Origin of the sequence: Mesorhizobium caraganae (assembly GCF_016836705.1) — a bacterium.
Taxonomy (GTDB): Bacteria; Pseudomonadota; Alphaproteobacteria; order Rhizobiales; family Rhizobiaceae; genus Mesorhizobium; species Mesorhizobium caraganae.
Genome location: NZ_JAFCGY010000009.1, coordinates 136364 through 157793, shown reverse-complemented (window position 1 = coordinate 157793; position 21430 = coordinate 136364). Strand labels below are relative to the sequence as shown.

General features: G+C 63.9%; 19 protein-coding genes and 1 pseudogene. 14 read left to right on the top strand and 6 right to left on the bottom strand.

Going from position 1 to position 21430, the window contains the following annotated elements:
- Positions 1–413: 413 nt before the first annotated feature.
- Positions 414–800, bottom strand: a complete 387-nt coding sequence (locus JQK88_RS18190; protein WP_192254295.1) for an ACT domain-containing protein — start codon at positions 798–800, stop codon at positions 414–416.
- 27 nt (positions 801–827) lie between these two features.
- The gene (locus JQK88_RS18185; protein WP_192253073.1) at positions 828–1292 is read right to left on the bottom strand and encodes a GNAT family N-acetyltransferase; all 465 of its coding nucleotides are present in this window, start codon (positions 1290–1292) and stop codon (positions 828–830) included.
- 360 nt (positions 1293–1652) lie between these two features.
- On the opposite strand from JQK88_RS18185, the gene JQK88_RS18180 reads away from it, so the two are divergent.
- Positions 1653–2729, top strand: a complete 1077-nt coding sequence (locus JQK88_RS18180; RefSeq protein WP_203279020.1) for a YeiH family protein — start codon at positions 1653–1655, stop codon at positions 2727–2729.
- A gap of 6 nt (positions 2730–2735) precedes the next feature.
- Here the strand turns inward: JQK88_RS18180 and msrC are convergent, their stop codons facing one another.
- Positions 2736–3233 carry a free L-methionine (R)-S-oxide reductase MsrC gene (gene msrC / locus JQK88_RS18175; RefSeq protein WP_203279019.1) on the bottom strand — a complete coding sequence of 166 codons (498 nt, stop codon included), beginning with the start codon at positions 3231–3233 and terminating at the stop codon, positions 2736–2738.
- Positions 3234–3414: 181 nt separating this feature from the next.
- Between msrC and JQK88_RS18170 the strand changes: the two genes are divergently transcribed.
- The 6 genes and pseudogenes from JQK88_RS18170 to JQK88_RS18145 form a co-directional block, all read left to right on the top strand.
- A complete protein-coding gene (locus JQK88_RS18170) occupies positions 3415–4311 on the top strand; it encodes a GlxA family transcriptional regulator (RefSeq protein WP_246749910.1) in 897 nt (298 codons plus the stop codon).
- A 323-nt stretch (positions 4312–4634) separates the two neighbouring features.
- Positions 4635–5939: a M24 family metallopeptidase gene (locus JQK88_RS18165; RefSeq protein WP_203279017.1), complete on the top strand. Its 1305-nt coding sequence runs from the start codon at positions 4635–4637 to the stop codon at positions 5937–5939.
- A 319-nt stretch (positions 5940–6258) separates the two neighbouring features.
- Entirely contained in the window at positions 6259–6936 is a 678-nt protein-coding gene (locus JQK88_RS18160; protein ID WP_203279016.1) for an isochorismatase family protein, read from the top strand.
- Between the two features lie 7 nt (positions 6937–6943).
- On the top strand, positions 6944–7930 hold the full coding sequence (locus JQK88_RS18155; protein ID WP_203279015.1) for an alpha/beta hydrolase: 987 nt from the start codon (positions 6944–6946) through the stop codon (positions 7928–7930).
- A gap of 198 nt (positions 7931–8128) precedes the next feature.
- Complete coding sequence (locus JQK88_RS18150) at positions 8129–9769, top strand: ABC transporter substrate-binding protein (RefSeq protein WP_203279014.1); 1641 nt, start codon at positions 8129–8131, stop codon at positions 9767–9769.
- Between the two features lie 98 nt (positions 9770–9867).
- Positions 9868–11133 (top strand): annotated as a pseudogene (locus JQK88_RS18145) (hypothetical protein); the annotation flags it as partial.
- 27 nt (positions 11134–11160) lie between these two features.
- On the opposite strand, the gene JQK88_RS18140 reads toward JQK88_RS18145, so the two are convergent.
- Complete coding sequence (locus JQK88_RS18140) at positions 11161–11943, bottom strand: hypothetical protein (RefSeq protein ID WP_203279013.1); 783 nt, start codon at positions 11941–11943, stop codon at positions 11161–11163.
- Between the two features lie 150 nt (positions 11944–12093).
- Here JQK88_RS18140 and JQK88_RS18135 point away from each other — a divergent pair, with 150 nt between their 5' ends.
- From JQK88_RS18135 to JQK88_RS18110, 6 genes are read left to right on the top strand one after another with little or no spacing between them, the layout of a single operon-like run.
- Positions 12094–12726: a DUF4129 domain-containing protein gene (locus tag JQK88_RS18135; RefSeq protein WP_203279012.1), complete on the top strand. Its 633-nt coding sequence runs from the start codon at positions 12094–12096 to the stop codon at positions 12724–12726.
- Positions 12723–13928: a DUF4350 domain-containing protein gene (locus JQK88_RS18130; RefSeq protein WP_203279011.1), complete on the top strand. Its 1206-nt coding sequence runs from the start codon at positions 12723–12725 to the stop codon at positions 13926–13928. The genes JQK88_RS18135 and JQK88_RS18130 overlap by 4 nt, the downstream gene beginning before the upstream one ends.
- Entirely contained in the window at positions 13915–14871 is a 957-nt protein-coding gene (locus JQK88_RS18125) for an AAA family ATPase (RefSeq protein WP_203279010.1), read from the top strand. Before JQK88_RS18130 ends, JQK88_RS18125 begins: the two co-directional genes overlap by 14 nt.
- Positions 14868–16178: a DUF58 domain-containing protein gene (locus JQK88_RS18120; protein ID WP_203279009.1), complete on the top strand. Its 1311-nt coding sequence runs from the start codon at positions 14868–14870 to the stop codon at positions 16176–16178. Before JQK88_RS18125 ends, JQK88_RS18120 begins: the two co-directional genes overlap by 4 nt.
- Positions 16175–17194: a stage II sporulation protein M gene (locus tag JQK88_RS18115; protein ID WP_203279008.1), complete on the top strand. Its 1020-nt coding sequence runs from the start codon at positions 16175–16177 to the stop codon at positions 17192–17194. Before JQK88_RS18120 ends, JQK88_RS18115 begins: the two co-directional genes overlap by 4 nt.
- The gene (locus JQK88_RS18110; RefSeq protein ID WP_203279007.1) at positions 17181–18041 is read left to right on the top strand and encodes an RDD family protein; all 861 of its coding nucleotides are present in this window, start codon (positions 17181–17183) and stop codon (positions 18039–18041) included. The genes JQK88_RS18115 and JQK88_RS18110 overlap by 14 nt, the downstream gene beginning before the upstream one ends.
- Before the next feature lie 247 nt (positions 18042–18288).
- Here the strand turns inward: JQK88_RS18110 and JQK88_RS18105 are convergent, their stop codons facing one another.
- A complete protein-coding gene (locus JQK88_RS18105; protein WP_203279006.1) occupies positions 18289–18975 on the bottom strand; it encodes a D-lyxose/D-mannose family sugar isomerase in 687 nt (228 codons plus the stop codon).
- Between the two features lie 143 nt (positions 18976–19118).
- On the opposite strand from JQK88_RS18105, the gene JQK88_RS18100 reads away from it, so the two are divergent.
- Positions 19119–20177: a D-TA family PLP-dependent enzyme gene (locus JQK88_RS18100; RefSeq protein ID WP_192253024.1), complete on the top strand. Its 1059-nt coding sequence runs from the start codon at positions 19119–19121 to the stop codon at positions 20175–20177.
- Positions 20178–20405: 228 nt separating this feature from the next.
- Here JQK88_RS18100 and JQK88_RS18095 read toward each other — a convergent pair whose 3' ends face one another.
- Positions 20406–21158 (bottom strand): heme ABC transporter permease, encoded by a 753-nt coding sequence (locus tag JQK88_RS18095; RefSeq protein ID WP_192253021.1) that lies wholly within the window; start codon positions 21156–21158, stop codon positions 20406–20408.
- Positions 21159–21430 lie beyond the last annotated feature (272 nt).

The window sequence follows — 21430 nt, the reverse complement described above, 5'->3', positions numbered from 1 at the left end:
TGTCAAACGCAAGGGCGGGGGATTGAGCCAGGCGGCTGTTGCTCGGCGGCGATGCGGATCAGTGGGCTTTCGAGCCGAGCTCCTGTGTGGCCTCGAAAGCGGCATTGACGAGCCTTTGACGTAAGCTGCGAACCCAATCATTTCCTTCATCCCGAAGCATGTCCCACTTCGGTCACTGCGGAGCTGCTTCGATCGCATGCAAAATGGACCAGTTGAGCCCGTAGGCCGTGTCGCCATCGGCCGGCAGCAACGATATCAGCGCGCTTGTCGTCGGTGGATAATGGTGAAACGAGGGATTCGATACAATTTTGCGCTGCAGTAATTTGCTCCAGATTGAGACTTTCCGTCAACTTCGGCGCAATCCTGCAGAGATCCTGGACAGCCTCCTGCATCACGCCATCCTCCCTATTCGCTCACATTGTAATCGTATGTCCGGCTTCACCCAGAAGGGTTCTCGCCTTCGCTTCATCCTTCACCTTGACGAGCAGATGGTCGCCATCGAAGGTGGATACCAGAAAAATGCCGAGTTCGTTTTCCGACAATGGCTTTATTACCGACAGCACGATGCCTGTTTCGTCGAAGGCAAAGGGACCCTGGAGCTTCAGGGCGACCCAGTCCCTGTCGTGCTTCACCCCGTCTGGCACCCGCTCCTGCAGGCAGACCACCGAAAGCTCGTCCTCGGTCCTGGTGATGCTGACGAAGCCCGGTCCGTCGGCCCAGCCGGGAATGCTCTCTTTTGCTTCGAGGCGCGAAACCGCATACCGCCCCGAGAGTGGCTTCAACCGGACGCTGACTGCCATCGTCGTATCCATGCTTCCGATTGCCTGCTATCGCGTCAATCTCTTGCTCATATAGACCGTCATGCCGCCCATGAACGGCTCCTCCCGGTCGACCGAATAGCCATGCCTTTTGTACAACAACACATTGGCCTCGAAAGCGCCATTGGTCAGCAGGCGCAGTTCGCGGCGCCCGGCCGCGCGTGCCTTCTCTTCGGCCCGCTCCAGCAACAGCCGGCCAATCCCCCTGCCCTGCGCCTGCGGCGCGACGCAGACATTCTCGATCCAGAGGTGATCGTCCTCCAGCATGGTCTCGATCATGCCGACAATATGGTCATCCTCGACGGCGACATCGAACGGATGCTCGGCCACCGCCTTGTCATAGTCGGCGCGCATCGGCAGCGGCTCGCGGCCGATCACCGGCACCCATTTGGCATAGGCGGCGCGCACGATGTCCCTGATCTTGGCGGCATCAGCGCGTTCGGCCGGCCGAAACCGGATGGAAGAATTGGTCATAGCAAGGCTCCAGACATGAAAACCCCGCCGGCTGATGTGGCGGCGGGGCTGGAAACGAATGAACTGGGATCTAGTGTGCCGGTCTTTGTCGTCGCGCAATCGCCTTGCCGCTCCGCACTGTGCAGGGGCGACGTCGCTTGGTGATGGCGAGTGCAAAAACGAACATGGCGCCACGCTGGAACAGGAAGTTCAGCCCGTCAAGATTTTGAGATTGGCCCAGCCTGTCGAATTCGGGAGGTGTTCCATCGTCAGCTCAAAAACCAATCGTTCGTAAAAATCGATCATTCTAACCAGAACAATTCGTTGGAAAGATTGGTTTAGGAATGGCATTCCTCCAGCATAGTCGCCTGGAGAATTGCATTGTCTTCCGCTACCCACATCGCGAACGATATTCCGAAAAGCACGATTTCTGCCGATCTGGCTGCGGGCCGCAAGCGGCTCGATTCGGTGTGGAATGGCGTTATCCCCGGCATCGTGCTGGTGGCGATGATCACGGCAGTGGCGTTCTCGGCCCACAATGTCTCCGGCGTTGCCTTGTTCAGCCCGATGATCCTCGCCGTCGTAGCCGGCATGATCTATTCCAATGTGCTCGGCACACCGGCCCACGCCAAGGCCGGCATCGCCTTCTCGCAAAAGCGCCTGCTGCGCTTTGCCATCGTGCTGCTCGGCTTCCAGCTGACGCTGGGCCAGGTCGTCTCCATCGGCGCCAGCGGCGTCGGCATCGTGGCGGCTGCCCTTGGCGCGACCTTCGTCTTCACCATCACGCTCGGCCGGCTGCTCGGCGTCGACGCCAAGCTGGCGCAACTGATTGCCGCCGGCACCTCGATCTGCGGCGCCTCGGCGATCGTCGCCACCAACATCGTCACCGATGCGCGCGACGAAGACGTCACCTACGCCGTCGCCTCGATCACGCTGTTCGGCACCGTCGCCATGCTTGGCTTCCCGCTGCTGGCGCCGGTGCTCGGCCTCGACCAGCACGCATTCGGTCTGTGGGCAGGCGCCTCGATCCACGAGGTGGCGCAGGTCATCGGCGCAGGCTTCCAGAACGGCGCCCAGTCCGGCGAGATCGCCACCGTCGCCAAGCTGACCCGGGTTTCCATGCTGGCCCCGATGGTCATCGCGCTCGGCCTGATGGCGCGCCGCAAGACGAGCAGCGACCGGTCAGGCGATCAATCGGCGGCACGGCCGCCCATGCCGTGGTTCGTCGCCGCTTTCGTCGCCGTCGTAGCGCTGAACAGCCTGGTCACCGTACCAGCCGAAGTGAAGTCGGCGATGGCGCTCGGCACCACCATCATGCTGACCATGGGGCTCGCGGCCATGGGCCTGCAGGCCAACATTTCGCAGCTGCGCTCGCGCGGCCTGCGGCCGCTGGCGCTTGCCTTCTCGGCCTTCCTGTTCATCGGCTGCTTCAGCCTGATGCTGGTGAAGTTCGCTTAAAGCCGCTCAATCCTCGAACGAGCTTGCCGCGACATAGATCGCGGCCAGTGCCTCGATGCCGGCCTGGTCGTCCTTGTCGAAGCGGCCGGGCGTCGGGCTGTCGAGGTCGATCAGGCCGAAGACGCCGTCATTATCCCTGAGCAGCACGACCAGTTCCGAGCGCGAGTCGGCGTCGCAGGCGATATGGCCGGCAAATTCGCGCACATCCTTGACCAGCATCGACATTTCGAGATCGACTGCGGTGCCGCACACGCCCTTGCCGACGGCGATGCGCACACAGGCCGGCTTGCCCTGGAACGGCCCAAGCACCAGCTCCTCGTCGGAGGCCAGGAAATAGAAGCCGGCCCAGTTGAGGTCGGGCACCATCTGGAAGATCAGCGCCGATGTGTTGGCGGCGTTGGCGACCGAGTCGCTCTCGCCCTCCAGCAGCGCCTTCAACTGGGTGGCCAGTTCGCGGTAGAAGGCTGGCTTGTCGGTGCTGTCGATGGTCTGAGCCGCAAACATGGTTCGTCTCCGTTGCCGGCGGACCAGGATGCCCGCTATATCCCTGTCTGCCACCAATAACGCGCCTGGGAAATACACAATTGTGAATACCGTCCATGCCAGCAGAAGACAGGATCGGGTGCAGCCGGCAGCGCACGAAGGCCCCCTCACCTTCGCCGTGCTGGTGTTTCCCGGCTTTCCGATGATGGCGTTCAGTTCGGTCATCGAGCCGCTGCGCGCCGCCAATGTGCTGGCCAAACGCGATTGCTACCGCTGGGTGATCGTCGGCGCCGACAAGGGCACGGTCGAGGCGTCCAATGGGGTTGTCATACAACCCGGATTCTCAGCCTCAGGCGCGCCGAAGGTAGACCGCATCGTCGTCTGTTCGGGCGGCAATGCCGACTTGCTTGTCGCCGCCGATGCGGTTGCCTGGATGCGCAAGAGCCTGCGGGGCGGCGCCCATATCGGCGCGGTGGCCGATGCCGCCTTCTTCCTCGCCAGGGCCGGTCTGCTCGACGGCCATGCCTGCACCTTGCACTGGACCAGTCAGGCCGCCTTCACCGAGGCGTTTCCGGACATCGAGTTGAGGCGCGACCTCTACGTCATCGACCGCAAGCGCTTCACCTCGGCCGGTGGCGTCGGCAGCCTCGACATGATGCTGGAGATCATCACCAACGATTATGGTGGCGAGCTCGCGGCAGGCGTCGCCGAATGGTTCGTGCACAGCCCTTTGCGCTCCAGTGTGGACCGCAAGCTGATGCCACTCAGGCTGCGCACCGGCGTCCAGAACGAGCTGGTGCTGTCGGCCATCGCCATCATGGAGGATGCGGTGGAAGAGCGGCTCGGCATGACGGAACTGGCGGCAAGACTCGGCGTCTCCTCCGACAAGCTGGAGCGCAATTTCCGCACCGAGCTCAGCATTTCGCCCAACGGCTACTACCGGCGCCTCAGGCTGCGGCGCGCCGCCGACCTTCTGGCGCATTCAACGCTGATGGTGCGCGACGTGGCGCTGGCCTGCGGCTTTGCCTCGATGTCGAGCTTTGCGAGGGCTTTTCGCGAAGAGCACGGGCATGCGCCGAAGGCGATGCGGCGGCATTAGTTTCTTCGGTGTGCTGAATATTGAAACACTGGCGGGACAGCGCCCCCCTCTGTCCTGCCGGACATCTCCCCCACTTGGGGGGAGATCAGATGTCGCCTCGGCTTTCGCCAATCACCAACGTTGCAGATCGAGCAGGACGCGAGAGCTGCTAATCTCCCTCCTTGTGGGGGAGATGTCCGGCAGGACAGAGGGGGGCGCGAAGGATCGCAACATCGCCCTTTGTACCTATGCCCTTCCTGCGGCATTTCGCACGACATCTGCGGATTTTCGCGCGGCCTTTACCCAACACCCGGCTATGTTCGAGCCTTCAGGAGGCGCACCCAATGAGCATCGTCGTATTCGATCCCGACAGCACCGAGGATGTGGACTTCAAAGACCGCATGCGCCATCCGGCTGCGGCTGACCCGGCCGGCGGCATGTGGCTGTCGGACACCGAGCCGTCCTTCATCGATGCCGACGCACTGAGAAAAGGACGGCTTGCCAAGTTGCGCCAATGGATGCGCGAGGCCGGCTATGGCGGCGTCGTGCTGTTCGACCCTTACAACCAGCGCTACGCCACCGGCTCGCGCAACATGTTCGGCTATTTCCTGCGCAATTCGACGCGCTATTTCTTTATCCCGACCGAAGGGCCGATCGTGCTGTTCGAATATCCGCAGAGTTACCATGTTTCGATGGTGCTCGACACGATCGACGAGGCGCGGCCGTCCAAGCTGGTGTGGTCTTCGGTGTCGGGCCGCGACGACGAAACCGCCGGCCCGTTTGCCGACGAGATCGCCGAACTCCTGAAGAAGCACGGCGGCGGCTCGATGAAACTTGGGCTCGACCGCTGCAGCCATCTGCAGGCGCTGGCCCTGGAAAAGCGCGGCTGCGAGGTCAGGGATTGCCAGGGCGAAATCCTGGCGGTGCGCGCGGTCAAGACGCCTGAGGAAGTGAAATGCCTGCAGGTGTCGATGGCCGGCGCCGAAGCCGCCGTCTACGCCGTGCGCGAGGCGATCAAGCCCGGCGTTTCCGAAAACGAGCTGTTCGCCATCATGTATGGCGAGGTCATCCGGCAAGGCGGCGAGTTCATCGAGACGCGGCTGCTCACCTCCGGCCAGCGCACCAATCCGTGGTTCAACGAAGCCAGCGGCCGCAAGATCCGGCCGGGCGAACTCTTGGCGCTCGATACCGACACGATCGGCTGCTACGGCTACTATTCCGATTTCTCGCGCACCTTCCGCTGCGGACCGGGCAAGCCGACCGACTACCAGAAATCGCTCTACCGCATGGCGCACGACCAGGTTCAGCACAATATTTCGATCGTCAAGCCGGGCATGGCCTTTCGCGAGATCGCCGAAAAAGCGTGGAAAATCCCGGACCGTTTCGTCGACCAGCGCTATACCTCAGTGATGCACGGCGTCGGCATGCATGGCGAGACGCCATTCATTGCCCATGCCATGGACTATGAGACCTATGGCCGCGACGGCATTATCGTGCCCGGCATGGTGGTCAGCGTGGAAAGCTATATCGGCGAGAAAGGCGGCCGTGAGGGCGTCAAGCTGGAGGACGAGATCCTGATCACCGACACCGGCACCGAGTTGTTGTCGCGCTTTCCCTATGAGGATGAATTTCTGGAGAAGCAGGTTTGACGATCGTTTCCCATCCCTTGGCAACCAGCGCGAACTCCCATCCCATCGTCATCCTAGGGCGAAGCAAGGAGCGCAGCGACGCGGCGCAGACCCTAGGATCCATGCCGGGACTCCCGAGCGCCGCAACAATGCAGAATTCTGCTCCGCTGCACTCCTCGGCGGAGGTCACGGCATGGATCCCAGGGTCTCCGCGACGCCGCTCCGCGGCTGCTTCGCCCTGGGATGACGAAGTCGCGAGAGCTTTTGGGCTAATCGCCAAAGCCTGCGCCAACTCGCTGAACGGAGCGGCGTCGGCGGCAACAGGTACAGGCCCATCCATATGAAAAGCCCGATCTCGATCAAACGCGGCACGGTGGCGGCGGTGTTTATCGACCTCCAGGAGGAGCATCGGCAAGACAAGCGCTATCTGGTCGAAGGCTATGGCGAGGTGCTGGCAAACGTCAAGCGCCTGCAGGCGGCGGCGCGGCGCAATTTCGTGCCGCTCTACCACTGGGCCTATATCGTCGACATCGCCAAGGCGCGGCCGTTCCATCCGCTCGATGCCGACGGCAAGTCGGCCTTTTCCGACAAGAGCGATCCGCTGACGGAAATCTGTCATGAGGTGGCGCCGGCCAATGGCGAAGCGTTGCTGATCAAGGCGGAGGCCAGCGCCTTCCGTTCGGGGCCGGCGGCGCGTGACCTCAAATCCGGCGGCATCGAATGGCTGATCGTCGCCGGCGTGTGGACCGAGGCCTGCGTCGACGCCACCGTGAAGGACGCGGTCGCATCCGGCTTTCGTGTACTTTTGGTCAAGGATGCCTGCGGCAGCGGCAGTGCCGCCATGCACCAGACCGCCATCCTCAACCTCGCCAACCGGCTCTATGGCGGCGCCATCACCAACACCATCGACGCCTGCCGGCTGATGGCGGGCGACACCGTCAGCGCATGGCAGGTCGAGGGTTCGGTGCCGCTGCGCTTCACCTTTGAAAACGCCGGCCGGCTCTACGGCGAACTCTGAGCGCAAAATGGGAACACTTCACCAGCTCAAGACAGCCGGGCGGGGAAAGTACGCCACCCTGCTCGACCCGGCGCTGTGGGATTACATCGACCTGGTCAACGACTGGTTCCCACCCGAAATCGCCGAACTGCCGATTGCCGAGCAGAGGTCGGTCTATGACGCGATGTGCCGTGCCTTCCATCTTGGCTACCCCAAAGGCGTAACCGCAAACGACGGCATCATTGCCGGCGATAAAGGGCACGCTATTCCCATCCGCCACTACCGTATGGCGGGCAAGCCGCTACGCGCACTCGTCGTCTATTATCATGGCGGCGGGTTTGTGCTGGGCGGGCTCGACAGTCATGACGACATCTGCGCCGAAATCTGCGCCGGCACCGGCTTCGACGTCGTCTCCGCCGACTATCGGCTGGCGCCGGAACATCCGCATCCGGCTGCCTTCGAGGATGCGCTTGCCGCCTTCGAATGGGCGGCGCAGACGACCGACCTGCCAATCGTGCTTGTCGGCGAGAGTGCCGGCGGCAACCTTGCCGCCGCGGTCGCGCATGCGTCGCGCCGCCACCCGCGCCACGCCGTCGGCCAGGTGCTGATCTATCCCGGCCTCGGCGGCGACGAGAATGCCGGCTCCTATGTCGAGCACGCACAGGCGCCGCTGCTGACGCTGCGCGACATCGAGACCTACCGCGCCATCCGCTCAAGCCCGGCGCACACGCCCGACGACCCGACATTCTCGCCGCTCAAAGACAGCGATTTCTCCGGCCTGCCGCCGACGGTCATCGTCACCGCCGAATGCGATCCACTGTCGTCGGATGGCGAGACCTATCGCGACCGTATCCTCGCCGCCGGCGGCCGCGCCTGGTGGTACGAGGAGCCGCGGTTGGTGCACAGTTTCTTGCGCGCCCGGAAGAATGTAGGGCGCGCCGGCGAAGCGTTTTTGTGCATTCTGGCGGCCATCGCCGCCGTCGCCGTGCTCGGCAATAACGACTGGCCGTACTGAGGCCGTTTCCTTCGCGCTGCGACTTCTGACTTGCCATGCCGCGACTGCGGAGCAGCGCACAAGAATTGCGGAAAAGCGAACATATCCCAATGTCAGCTCGCCCTATCATCCCTGCTCAGGCAACGGCGCCCCGGCGATCGCATCTCCCTCCCAAACAGAAGCGATTTGTCGGGGCGCCCAACAAAAGAGGGAACGACGATGAAATTCATGCTGACCGACAGAAGACTGCACCCGCAGGCGAAACCCGTTGCCGATGATTTCAGGAAAGGCGGCGTCAGCCGGCGCGAATATCTCGCCATCATGGCCGGCTTCGGCGTCAGCGCGGCCGGAGCGCTGGCGCTGGGTGGCCTCAGCACGTCGCCTGCCCGGGCCGAGGAGCCGAAGCGGGGCGGTACCTTGCGCGTCGCCATGAACGTCAAGGGCTTCAAGGATCCGCGCACTTTCGACGGCGTCGAAATGTCCAATGTCGCGCGCCACTGCAACGAATATCTGGTGCGCTGGAACCGCGACTTCACCTTCGAACCGTGGCTGCTCGAAAGCTGGGAAACCAGCGACGATGCGAAAACAATCACCCTGCATGTGCACAAGGGCATCACCTGGTCTAACGGCGACACCTTCAACGCCGACGATGTCATCCACAATCTGACCCGCTGGTGCGATGCTTCCGTTGCCGGCAATTCGGTCGCCGCGCGCATGGGTGCTCTGGTCAACGCCGACACCAAAAAGCCGGTCGATGGCGGCATCGAGAAGGTCGACGACTTCACCGTAAAACTCAATCTGCCGAAGCCCGACATCTCGCTGATCGCCGGCATGGCCGACTATCCGGCGCTGATCATGCACCGCTCCTATGAGGGCGGCGACGACCCGATGAAGGCGCTGGCGATCACCACCGGTCCCTGTGAACTGGTCAGCTGGAATGCCGAGACAAGTGCTGAGGTGAAGCGCAAGGACAAGCCGTGGTGGAAAGGCGACTTCTACCTCGATGGCATCAAATGGGTCGACTACGGCTCCGACCCCAACGCCATGCTGTCGGCGTTCGAATCCGGCGAGATCGACACCGACCACGAGACCGCTTCCGACGCCGTGTCGCAGACCGAGCAGATGGGCTTGCAAAATTCCGAGATCGCTACCGGCTCGACCATCGTTGCCCGCTTCAATGTCGGCAACGCGCCCTATGACGACGTCAAGGTGCGCCGCGCCGCCCAGCTTGCCGTCGACAATTCGGCCGTGCTGGCGCTTGGCCTCGGTGGTCGCGGCAAGCCCGCCGACAACCATCATGTCGGCCCGATGCATCCTGAGTTTGCCGATATCGGCCCGGCCAAGCGTGACGTGGATCAGGCGAAGAAACTGCTTGCCGAGGCCGGCAAAGCCGACCACGAATTCGACCTGATCTCCGTCGACGTCGAATGGCAAAAGAGCACTGGCGACGCGATCGCAGCGCAGATGCGCGAGGCCGGCCTGAAGATCAAGCGCACGGTGTTGCCGGCGGCGACCTTCTGGAACGACTGGAGCAAATACCCCTTCTCCACCACCGAATGGCTCGGGCGCCCGCTCGGCGTCCAGGTGCTGGCGCTGGCCTATAAATCGGGCGCTGCCTGGAACGAAAGCGCCTATGCCGACAAGGAGTTCGACGAACTTCTCGACAAGGCGCTGGCAACGCCGGATGCCGCCCAGCGCAAGGAGATCATGGCCAGGATCGAGCAGAATCTGCGCGATGCCGGCATCATCATCCAGCCCTACTGGCGCTCGGTCTACCGCACCTACCGCAAGGGCGTGCAAGGCTGCGAACAACACCAGTCGCTGGAACAGCATTTTGAGAAGGTGTGGTTGGAGGGGTGATCCTCCGGGACTCTTGGGCCGGCGCGGTTCGAATGAGCCGCGCCGGCCGAATGCCATTTGCCATCGCCACGAATTTTGGCACAGATTGTGCCTGACCGGTCTATCGCAACTTTCCCGACGACCATGATGTGATGGCGCTCACCGTCGAGGCGCTGATGATGCGCACCGTTCGGCGGCTTTGGGATTTGAAGACTGGCAGACCGGCGCCCAATTCGGATGTGCTGGAAGCACTGGAAGTCTGTGAGCGTTCGATCCGGCTGTCGGACGAAGCCGGCACTGCGCCGCACCCGGCGATCCTGCATCTGCACATCCATCTCCTGGAAATGTCGACGCAGCCGGAGCGCGGCATTCGCTCGGCCGACCGGCTCGGCACCATGTGTCCCGATGCCGGCCACATGAACCACATGCCAGGCCACATCCACGTTCTGTGCGGCGAATACGAGAAGGCGAAGCTCGCCAGCGAAAAGGCGGTGCGGGCCAACGATCTCTATCTCGCCTATGCCAGTGAGACGACCTACTACCTCCTTGGCTGCTGCCACGATTTGCATCTGATGATGTTCACCTGCATGTTTCTTGGCCAATACCAGCCGGCGCTGTGGGCGGCCGACAAGGTGCGCAGCCTGGTCGCGCGCGACGTGGTCGCCGTCCAGGACCGGCCAAAGCTGACACAGACGGTCGAGGGCTATCACGCGATGCGCGCGCATGTGCAGGTGCGCTTCGGCCGCTGGCAGGAGATCGTCGACGAGCCGATGGTGGCGGAGCCGGAACTCTACGTGCTAACCGCCGCCATGCAGCACTACGCCAAGGGCGTCGCGCATGCCACGCTCAAGCAATTCGCTGCGGCCGAGCGCCAACGCGAGAACTTCCGCAGGCATGTCGATGCCATTCCCGCCGAGCGGCGCTTCCTCAGCAATCCGACACGGGCCTCGCTGGCTGTCGGTGCAGCCCTTCTCGATGGCGAGCTCGCCTATCACCAGGGCCGGCATGACGAGGCCTACGATCACCTGCGCCACGCAGTCGAGCTCGACGACAATCTGTCCTACACCGAGCCATGGGCCTGGATGCACCCTCCCCGCCATGCGCTGGCCGCCCTGCTGCTCGACCAGGGCCACGCTGAAGAGGCCGAGCAGGTCTATCGCGACGATCTGGGCTTGAGCGGCAGGGTGCAACGCTGCGCCCAGCATCCCGACAATGTCTGGGCGCTGCACGGGCTGGTCGAATGCCTGAAACGGCGCGGCGAGAGCGTGGAGATGCCGGGGCTGCAGGCGAAGCTTGCTGGGGCGCTGACCAAGGCGGATGTGACGATCACCTCGTCATGCCTGTGCCGAACGAGCGTGCAATCGGAGCATAGCTGCTGCCATTGAAGCCCAGCCGACCGCAGCGGCGTCGCCTTATGAGAAGATCTCCGCCAGTTCGTCGACGCTGGTGCCTTCCTTGACCTGGCGCAGCTCGACATAGCTGACCGCGGCGGCCACCGACAGCAGCATCGACGTCACGCTCTGCACCAGCCCCGCCACGATCGTAGCGGCAGTGCCGTGAAACAGGTAGACAACCACGCCAACCGCCCCCTGGATGACCATGGCGATGATGAACAGCACCACGAACAGGCCGAACAGCGACCAGCGGCTGCCTTTGGTCAGGGCGCGGCTGCGCGACATCGAGCCGAACACGCCAAGCCGCTCCTGGATCAGAACCGGCACCGAGACCGACCAGCCGAGCCACAGGATGATGCCGGGCACGATCAAGGCGATCGTGGCCAGGCCCGATCCCAAAGCAACGAGGAAACCTATCGCCAGGGTCGGCAGCAGAAAGCGAATGGCGATCTGCAGGCTGTCGCCGAAGGTCGGACGCTTGCCGTTCAGGTCTTCGATCGTGGCCCGCACAAGCGCCGACTGAAGCAGCAGCGCGAAAATGGAGCTGACGAAAATGGCGACAACCGTGACCCAGGAATTGCGAAACATTAAGGTGGGATCGGCCGCAGCGCCAGGATCGACCGCCAGGATGGCTTGCATGCGCGATTCAGTCCACAACTGCATCAAGACCGTCGGCAAGCCCGAAAACAGAAAGGCCAATCCGACCGTCAGGACGATATTTCGGCCGATGACGGAGAAGCTGTTGTTGAGGACCCTGCCGACCTGAAATTTCTCAGGCCGTGCAAATGTTGCCGAAGTCATGATGCGCCCCCTGTTTCATCGCCGAATATTGTCCGGCGACCGCAGTAGTAAATTTGCCAAGATTGGCGAGCGGCGTCTAGCCCACTTGCAAATGTTGCGCTGCATTGTCAGTGTCGGCGCGCGAACCGCGGGTTGCATGGGGGCGAAAAGGTGACTGCCGCACAGCCGGACGCTGCGCAAGCCGAATGGCTGGCCAAACTGCACAAGCAGTTGCTGTCGGACGATTCGATCCAGTTCGACCTGCCGGCCTATGTGCAGCCCCAGCCCCCCGAGTGGCTGAAGCCGTTTGGCGAGTTCCTGAAATGGCTTGGCCCCTACATGATCTACCTGTTCTGGGGCGCCGTGATCACAGGTGCCGCGATCATCCTGTTGCTGATTTTGCTCGAGGTGAAAGGCGTTGCCTGGCGCCTGCCGTGGCGGCGCAAGAAGAGCGTGACCGAGGCTGAGGCGACGTGGCGTCCCGACGTCGGTGCGGCCCAGATCCTGTTGTCGGAAGCCGATGCGCTGGCTGCCCGCGGCGAGTATGACGAGGCGGTGCATCTTTTGCTTCGCCGCAGTGTCGCCGACATTGCCGGGCGCCTGCCCGACTTCCTGCGTCCGTCGCTGACCGCGCGCGACATCGCCAGCGCGGCGTCGATCCCGACACGGGCGCGCGGCGCCTTTACTCAGATCGCACGCATCGTCGAGGCGGCGCTGTTCGCGCGCCGGCCGGTCGGCCCCGAGGGCTGGCAAGAGGCGCGCGGCGCCTATGAGCGATTCGTCTTCAGGGATGCCTGGGTGTGAGTGCCGCGACGGCCGACATCGCCCAGCAGGAACCGTTCAGCCGAAGGACGCTGTTCTGGGGCATTTTTGCCAGCTTGCTCGCGGCGGCGGGCTTCTTCCTGCTGTCCACCTATGCCCCTGACTTCCGTCAGCCCAACGTCGGCGGCGCGACGCCACTGTCTAAGAGCGGCATCGGCTATGCAGGCCTGGCGGAGTGGCTGAAGCTGACCGGCGAAGCCCCCGATATGGCGCGGTCCGACAGCGATCTTGAGACCGAAATGCTGCTGGTCGTCACCATCTCACCCGACAGCGATCCAGATGCGCTCGCCAACATCATCAAGCTTCGCAAGGGTATGGATACGCTGTTCGTGCTGCCCAAATGGGCGACCTTGCCGCTGTTCCAGCATGAGGGCTGGGAGATGAAGATCGAGCGGCTGCCGGCCGTCGTGGTGAACGACTGGCTCGGCCGCATCACCAAGGCCAAGCTCGGCGGGGGCGAGACCACGGTCAAGCAACTCGATGTGGCAGGTCAGACGGTTACCGTTCCCGACCAACTGCAATGGGTGGCCGACGAAACCCCGCTGATTGCCGCCGGCAAAGGCAAGGCGGTGCTGACCGAGGTGGAAGACGAGCGGTTCTACATCCTGACCGACCCCGACCTGATCAACAATGCCGCGCTCAAGGATCCCGACAAGGCAGCGGCGGCGCTGAAGCTGATCGAGTTCCTGCAGTCCGAAGAGGGTGCGGTGATGTTCGACCTGACGCTGCACGGTTTCGGGCGAAAATACGACCTCGCCAAGCTTCTGGTCGAACCGCCTTTCCTGGCGCTGACGCTGACCATCCTGGCGGCGGCGGCGCTGGCGTTCCTGCATGGCCTTGGCCGGTTCGGGCCGCCGCGGGCCGATCAGCGCGCCATCGCCTTCGGCAAGCGCGCGCTGGTCGACACCACGGCGATGCTGTTGCGCCGCGCTGGCCGGCTGGAGGAACTGGGCGACCGCTATGGCGCGTTGGCGCGGGTGCGCGCCGGCGCTTTGCTCGGCGCGCCGCATGGTTTGCAGGGCGAAGCGCTCGACCGCTGGCTCGATTCCCGCGATAAGGACGAACCCGGCGGTTTCACGACCCGCCTGCAAGCCGCCGACGCGGCAAAGACCCTGACACAAATGCACGAGGCAGCCGAAAAGCTGCATGACTGGACGGCAAGGAGGCTCGGTGAACGTCGATGATGTGAAGGCCCTGGCGACACAGATCAGGGAAGAGGTGGCCAAGGCCATCACCGGGCAACACGATACGGTCGATCTGATGCTGACGGCATTGTTCGCCGGCGGGCATATTCTGCTCGAGGGACCGCCGGGCACAGCCAAGACGATGACGGCGCGCTGCTTTGCCCAGGCGCTGGGCGTCGCCTATGGCCGCATCCAGTTCACTCCCGACCTGATGCCCGGCGACATCGTCGGCTCCAACATCTACAATTTCCAGACCGGGCAATTCACGCTGACGCACGGTCCAATCTTCTGCGACCTGCTGCTTGCCGACGAAATCAACCGCACACCGCCAAAGACCCAGGCCGCCCTTCTGGAGGCGATGCAGGAGCATGCCGTCACCTTCGACGGCACCACCCATTCGCTCGGCCAGAATTTCATGGTGGTGGCGACGCAGAACCCGATCGAACACCAGGGCGTCTATCCCCTGCCCGAGGCCCAGCTTGACCGCTTCCTGTTCAAGCACCGGGTGAGCTACCCCGGCCCTGAAGAAGAAAAGGCGATCATCATCCACCACGGCGGCGGCAGCGCCTCGCACGATATCAAGCAATACGGCATCACCGCCCAGGCCGACCGCAAGACGCTGGAAAAGGCGCTGGCGACGGTCGGCGAGGTCACGCTGGTCGACGATGTCGTCGATTATATCGCCAGGCTGGTGCGGGCGACGCGCGCCAGCCCGGACCTCGAGGTTGGCGCCAGCCCGCGCGCCGGCGCCATGCTGGCGAGAGCCGCACGCGCCCGGGCAGCACTCGACGGCCGTGCCTATGTCATCCCCGACGACGTCAAGGCACTTGCCGTGCCGGCGTTGCGCCATCGCGTGATCCTTTCGCCGGCGGCGCAGATCGACGGCCGCCTGGTCGAGCAGATAGTCACCGACCTTGTTGACCAGACGGAAGCGCCACGTTGATCTATCCGAGCGGCCGGGCAGTCTGGGCAGGTGCGGCAGGGGCAATACCGGCCTTCCTGATCGCGCTCGCGCTGCCGTCGCTGTGGTATCTCGGCCTGCTGTGGATCTGCGTGCTGCTTGCTTTCCTGGCTGTGGACGCGGCCGCCGGGCGCGGACGCGCTTCCCTGGACGCCACCATCCATGCACCGCCGCAAGTCAGCGTCGGCGGCCAGTTCACCGTCAATGTCACCGCCAGGCTCAGCGGACGTCCGCGCGCGGTGCAGGCGCGTCTCGGCCATGATGAGCGACTGGAGCCGCTGGGCGGCACCGGCGGCGCATTGACTGCTGAGGCCGGCAGCGCATCGCTCGACCTCAAATTCCAGGCGCTGCGGCGCGGCATGGCCAGGTTCGATCGCCTGTGGGTGCGCTGGCGCGGGCCGTTCGGTCTGGTCTGGAATCAGGTCGTCCTGCCGATGGACAACAAGGTCGCGGTGCTGCCTGACATCCGCAGCGCCCGCGACGAGGCGATCACGCTTCTGCAGCGCCAGTCGCTGCCAGACGGCCATGCGCAACGCCGCGCCGGCCAGGGCCGCGAATTCGAGGCGCTGAAAGACTACCAGCCCGGCATGGGCCGGCGCATGATCGACTGGAAGCGTAGCGCCCGTCACGGCAGGCTTCTGGCGCGCGAGTTCCGCATCGAGGAGAACAACAACATCGTGCTGGCCATCGATAGCGGCCGGCTGATGTGCGAGCCCGTCGACGGCGTGCCGAAGGTCGACCGCGCCGTCACTGCCGCCTTGCTGACGGCGTTCATTGCGCTGAAGGGCGGCGACATGATCAGCCTGTTCGGCTTCGATGCGCGGCCGCGCGTTTCCAGCGGCGCCGTGCGCGGCTCGGCCAGCTTCGCCATGATCCAGAAGCGCGCGGCCGAGATCGACTATTCCACCGAAGAGACCAATTTCACTTTGGCGCTGACCACGCTTGCGGCGCGGCTCGACCGACGTTCGCTGGTGATCATCTTCACCGATTTCGTCGATCCGATCAGCGCCGAACTGATGCTGCGCACCGTCGGCCGGCTCACCGAACGGCATCTGGTGCTGTTCATGATGATGAAGGATGTCGAGTTGGAGACACTGGCCGACATGCCGCCGGACACACCAGAGGATGTAGCGCGCTCGGTCGTCGCCGGTGGGCTGTTGCGCGAAAGACAGGTCGTCATCGGCAGGCTGCGGCTGCTCGGCGCGCATGTCATCGAGGCCGACCATCAAAGGCTGGGGCCGGCGCTGGTTGAGCGCTATCTCGAGCTCAAGCAGGAGGATCTGTTGTGAGCGCGCTGGTCGGCAAGGATGCCGTGCGCCAGTCGCTGGCGAGCTTCCGTTCGGAACGCGAGGCCGACTGGAAGGCGTTCGAGGCGCTGCTTGCCCGGGTCGAGAAACGCGCGCCGCGTACGCTGTCGGAAGACGAGCTTTTGTCGCTGCCGCTGCTCTACCGCTCGGCGCTGTCCTCGCTCTCGGTGGCGCGGGCGACGTCGCTCGACAATGCGCTGGTCGGCTATCTCGAAGCGCTCTGCCTGCGCGGCTATTTCTATCTCTATGGCGCGCGTCGGAGCCTCCGGCAGCGCATCGGCGATTTCTTCCTGCATGATTGGCCGCATGCCATTCGCGATTTGTGGCGCGAAACCTCGCTGTCGGTCGTCCTGACCTTTGTCGGCTTCGGCGCCGGCTACTGGCTGGTGGCGAAAGACAAGGGCTGGTTCGATGCCATCATTCCGCCGAGTCTCGCCGGCGGGCGCAACCCGGACGCCTCAGTCGAAGTGCTGCGGCAGGTGCTCTACGACGGCGCCGACAGCAATTTCCTGTCGGGCTTCGCCGCCTATCTGTTCACTCATAATGTCCAGGTGGCGATCCTGGCCTTCGCGCTCGGCTTTGCCTTCGCGGTGCCGAGCGTGCTGCTGATCCTGATGAATGGCTGCCTTCTCGGCGCGATGTTCCAGATCTATGTCGCCAAGGGGCTGGGCGTGGAGTTGGGCGGATGGCTGTCCATCCACGGCACCACCGAGATGTTTGCAATAGCCTTGGCGGGCGCTGCCGGCATGCGCATCGGCACGCGCATCGCCTTCCCCGGCGAACTGACCCGGATGACGGCCGCGGCCGATGCCGGGCGCGTGGCGGCCACCACTATGGTTGGGGTGACGATCATGCTTTTGTGTGCCGGCCTGCTCGAAGGCATCGGCAGGCAGGTCATCACCAGCGACGTGACGCGCTATGCCATTGGCGGCGGCATGCTGACCTTGTGGCTTTGCTATTTCTATTTGTTCAGGGTGGTGCGGCATGGCGACCGCTAGGCGCGCTGCCGTCTCGACGATACGGCCGCTGATCACGCCGGAAGGCGTCGATCTCCGGATCAAGCTCGCCGATGCCGGCACACGCGCGGCCGCCTTCCTGCTCGACTTTGTGATCATCATCGTCACCGCCGTCGTGATCACGATCGTCGCGCTGTTCGGGCTGGCCGGCCTCAACGGCGAAGGGGCGCAGCCGCTGTTCATCGTCTGGATCATCCTGATCTTCTTCCTGCGCAACGCCTATTTCATCGTCTTCGAGGCCGGCCGCCGCGCCGCCACGCCCGGCAAAAGGACGCTCGGCATCCGGGTGGCGTCACGCAGCGGCGCCGGCCTGTCGGTCGATCAGGTCATCGCCCGCAATCTGATGCGCGAGATCGAGATCTTCCTGCCGCTGTCGATCATCCTCGGCCGCAGCGAGATGGGGCTCGCCGACACGCTGTCGACAATCTTCGGGCTGGTGTGGGCGCTGTTGTTTGCGCTCTTCCCGCTGTTCAACCGCGACCGCATGCGCATCGGCGATCTGCTGGCCGGAACCTGGGTGGTCGAGGCGCCGAAACTGGCGCTGGTCGAGGACCTGTCGCAACGCCAGAACGCACGTGCCTTCCGCTTCACCCAGGCGCAGCTCGATGCCTATGGCATCGCCGAACTGCACAAGCTGGAAGAGGTCCTGCGCCGCGAGGACTATGTCGCGCTGAAGGCCGTGGCCGAAACGATCGGGCGCAAGATCGGCATGATGATCGAGCCGGGAGATTCCCGGGCTTTCCTCACCGCCTATTATGGCGAGCTGCGGGCACAGCTCGAACGCAAGCTTTTGCTGGGAACACGCAAGGCGGACAAGTATCAGCGGTAGGAAGGCACTCTAAGCGCCTGGTAACAATCACGGAACGCCAGCGCTGCCCCTCATCCGCCTGCCGGCACCTTCTCCCCGTATAGTGACGGGGAGAAGAGAGCTGGCCGCAGCGCCGCGCCTATTCTGCAAAGCTGGATATTGGCGAAACCATCCGCGACGGCATCTTTCTCCCCGTCACTATACGGGGAGAAATGCCCGGCAGGGCAATGAGGGGCAGCACCAGCCGATGAAATGGAGTGCCTCTCGCCTACCCCACCCACTTCTCATAGTCGGACACCAGCAGGTGCAGCGGCGCGACGTCCTCGTCGATGTTGGAGAAGCGGCCGATCGGTTCGCGGAAGACGTTGTCGGTCAAATCGTCATTAACGGTCGAGACCTCGCCGATCAGCACGTCCCTGCCCTCGGCCCAGAAGGCGTGCCAGACGCCGGGCATCAGCGTAACGCTCTGGCCCGGGTCAAGCTTCAGGAGCCCGCCCGCCGGCAGCCTGTGGATGGTGCCGTCGACCGGCACCGAGACTTCGGCCTTCGGATCAATGCCGCCGTCGCGATCGTGCATGAACAGTTCCAGCACCAGCTTGCCGCCGCCGCGGTTGATGATGTCCTCGGCCTTGATGTTGTGGCGGTGCATCGGCGACAGCTGGTCCTTGCGCGAGATCATGATCTTCTCGGCATAGAGCATGCCCATGCCCTTCTTCATGTCGGCATAGACGCCGTTGCGCACGGTGAACAGGAACAGGCCGAGTTCGTCGAATTTCTCCTGGCCGTAATCGGTGATGTCCCAGCCCAGCCGCGAGGTGAAAATAGCCGCGGAGTCAGCCTTGCGCGCCTTCATCTCTTCCGGGCTCCAGTAGGCGAAGGGCGGCATGATGTAGCCGAACGAGCGGATAAAGGCGTCGGCATCGCGGATGATGTCGTTGACGGTTGAGCGTTTCATGGTCGTGATCCCTTGGCGTCGCGTTCCTGCCTAAAGCGCATAGCCGAACTGCTTTGCGGTGTCGACGCAAACTGCATACTGGCCTCATGACATCCGGGCCGATCGGGGCCATAAGTCCAGCCAAATTTCCCAAGGTGACATTCATGCAAGGCATAGACGACCTCGACACGCCGGCGATCCTGATCGATGCGGCCCGCGCCGAAGCCAACATCATTAGAGCGCAGGCGCATGCCGACCGCCACGGGCTAAAACTCAGGCCGCACATCAAGACGCACAAGCTGCCTTACTGGGCCAAGAAGCAGGTGGCGGCGGGTGCCGTCGGCATCACCTGCCAGAAGATCGGCGAGGCTGAGGTGATGGCCGATGCCGGGCTCTCCGACATCTTTCTGCCCTACAACATTTTAGGCCGCGCCAAGCTGGAGCGCCTCAAGGCGTTGCATGGCCGTGTGACGCTGTCAGTGACGGCCGACAGCCGCGAAACGCTGCAAGGGCTCGCCGCCACCTTCACCGATGCCGGCCATCCCCTGCCCGTTCTGGTCGAATGTGACACCGGCATGGGCCGCTGCGGCGTGCAGAGCACCGCCGAGGCCCTGGCGCTGGCGAAAGTGATCGATCAGGCCAAGGGGCTCACCTTCGGCGGACTGATGACCTATCCGGCGGCCGGCCGCGCTGCCGAGGCCGAAGCATGGCTGGTTGGCGCCAAGCAGGCGCTTGCGGCGTCGGGTCTCGCCTGTGATCGTATCTCCAGCGGCGGCACGCCTGACATGTGGCGCTCCGGCGAAGACAGCGTGGTCACCGAATACCGTCCCGGCACCTACATCTATCTCGACCGCTACCAGGTCGCCAAAGGCGTCGGCACGCTCGACGATTGCGCGCTGACGGTGCTTGCAACCGTGGTCAGCCATCCGACGCCGACCCGCGCCATTCTGGACAGCGGCAGCAAGGCGCTGTCCAGCGACACGCTGGGATTGCCCGAGTTTGGCGAGTTGCTCGGCATGCCCGGCGCCCGCGTCACCGGCCTCAGCGAAGAGCACGGCACGGTCACGCTTGGAAATGGTGCAAGCCTGCGTATCGGCGAGCGCGTACGCGTGGTGCCGGATCATTGCTGCGTGGTGACCAACCTGTTCGACCAGGTGCATCTCATCGACTGCGACAAGGTGCTGGAAACGCTGCCGGTGGTGGCGCGTGGGCGTATGGGGTGAAGCTTTTGGAGCTTGTGCTCGGGCAAAATTCATTCGGACGACGGCGGGACAGCACCCCCCTCTGGCCTGCCGGCCATCTCCCCCTCAAGGGGGGGATCAGATGTCGCCTCGACCGTCGCCAATCTCCGATATCTGAAAGTTGGCGGGACGCACGGACTGCCAATCTCCCCCCTTGAGGGGGAGATGTCCGGCAGGACAGAGGGGGGGTGTGACGGAGCTCGGCGTAACTCAGTTAGCCTGCCGCGCTGCAACCCTGCGCATCGCAATCACCCGCCGGCGGAAAATCTCCGTGCGCATCGCCGTCAAATGCAGGGCGAAGAACAGCACGGTGAAGCCGAGCGCCATTACCAGCAGCGGCCACAGCAGGCTGGGATCGATGGTCGGGCCGCCGAGCCGGAACACCGAAGCCGGCTGGTGCAGCGTGTTCCACCAGTCGACCGAGAATTTGATGATCGGGATGTTAATGAAGCCGACCAGCGTGATGATGGCGGCAGCCCAGGCGGCGCGGCTGGCATCATCCAGCGCACGCGTCAGCGCGATGATACCGAGATACATGAGAAAGAGCACGAACACAGACGTCAGGCGCGCATCCCACACCCACCAGGTGCCCCACATCGGCTTGCCCCAGATGGAGCCGGTGACCAGCGCAAGCGCGGTGAAGGTGGCGCCGATCGGGGCGGCCGATTTCAGCGCGACGTCGGCCAGCGGATGGCGCCAGACCAGCGTGCCGAGCGCTGCAACCGCCATGACCGTGTAGCACATCATGGCGAGCCAGGCGAAAGGCACGTGGATGTACATGATGCGCACCGTGATGCCCTGCTGGAAATCCTCAGGCGCGGCAAAGCTCATATAGAGGCCAACAGCGAGCAGGATCGCGGCGATGGACGCCAGCCACGGCACCAGCCTGTCGGCCAGCCCGACGAAGCGCGTCGGGTTGGCGAGGTCGATCCAGCCGGTGAGGCGTGAAGAGGTGTCGCTCATGCGGACCTAAATAGACCGGCGGCGGCTTTGGGGCAATCGAGGGAGTGTCGCAGGGGTGAGAAGCGGTCCGCGTTAGCGGACGAAAAGCCAACTGCTTGGCTTTTCGAGCTTCGAACGCCCTGAGCCTGCGAAGGGCCGGGCGGGGGCTGCCGATCCTCCCGGCCGGGTCCCCGCTGCTCCGCAGCGTCCCGGCGTTCGCCGGCCTTTCATCGTGCCACCGGCACGATGAATTCGCTTACGCGAACCGGCTGCTCACCCCACAAGGGGAGAAG

Bases quoted from the DNA above. Each gene is read 5' to 3' on its own strand.
- JQK88_RS18110 (WP_203279007.1), top strand. From the start codon at position 17,181: ATGGCGACCGCTAGGCGCGCTGCCGTCTCGACGATACGGCCGCTGATC.
- JQK88_RS18095 (WP_192253021.1), bottom strand. From the start codon at position 21,158: ATGAGCGACACCTCTTCACGCCTCACCGGCTGGATCGACCTCGCCAAC.
- JQK88_RS18140 (WP_203279013.1), bottom strand. From the start codon at position 11,943: ATGACTTCGGCAACATTTGCACGGCCTGAGAAATTTCAGGTCGGCAGG.
- JQK88_RS18190 (WP_192254295.1), bottom strand. From the start codon at position 800: ATGGCAGTCAGCGTCCGGTTGAAGCCACTCTCGGGGCGGTATGCGGTT.
- JQK88_RS18105 (WP_203279006.1), bottom strand. From the start codon at position 18,975: ATGAAACGCTCAACCGTCAACGACATCATCCGCGATGCCGACGCCTTT.
- JQK88_RS18150 (WP_203279014.1), top strand. From the start codon at position 8,129: ATGAAATTCATGCTGACCGACAGAAGACTGCACCCGCAGGCGAAACCC.
- JQK88_RS18160 (WP_203279016.1), top strand. From the start codon at position 6,259: ATGAAAAGCCCGATCTCGATCAAACGCGGCACGGTGGCGGCGGTGTTT.
- msrC (WP_203279019.1), bottom strand. From the start codon at position 3,233: ATGTTTGCGGCTCAGACCATCGACAGCACCGACAAGCCAGCCTTCTAC.
- JQK88_RS18165 (WP_203279017.1), top strand. From the start codon at position 4,635: ATGAGCATCGTCGTATTCGATCCCGACAGCACCGAGGATGTGGACTTC.
- JQK88_RS18155 (WP_203279015.1), top strand. From the start codon at position 6,944: ATGGGAACACTTCACCAGCTCAAGACAGCCGGGCGGGGAAAGTACGCC.
- JQK88_RS18185 (WP_192253073.1), bottom strand. From the start codon at position 1,292: ATGACCAATTCTTCCATCCGGTTTCGGCCGGCCGAACGCGCTGATGCC.
- JQK88_RS18170 (WP_246749910.1), top strand. From the start codon at position 3,415: ATGATGGCGTTCAGTTCGGTCATCGAGCCGCTGCGCGCCGCCAATGTG.
- JQK88_RS18100 (WP_192253024.1), top strand. From the start codon at position 19,119: ATGCAAGGCATAGACGACCTCGACACGCCGGCGATCCTGATCGATGCG.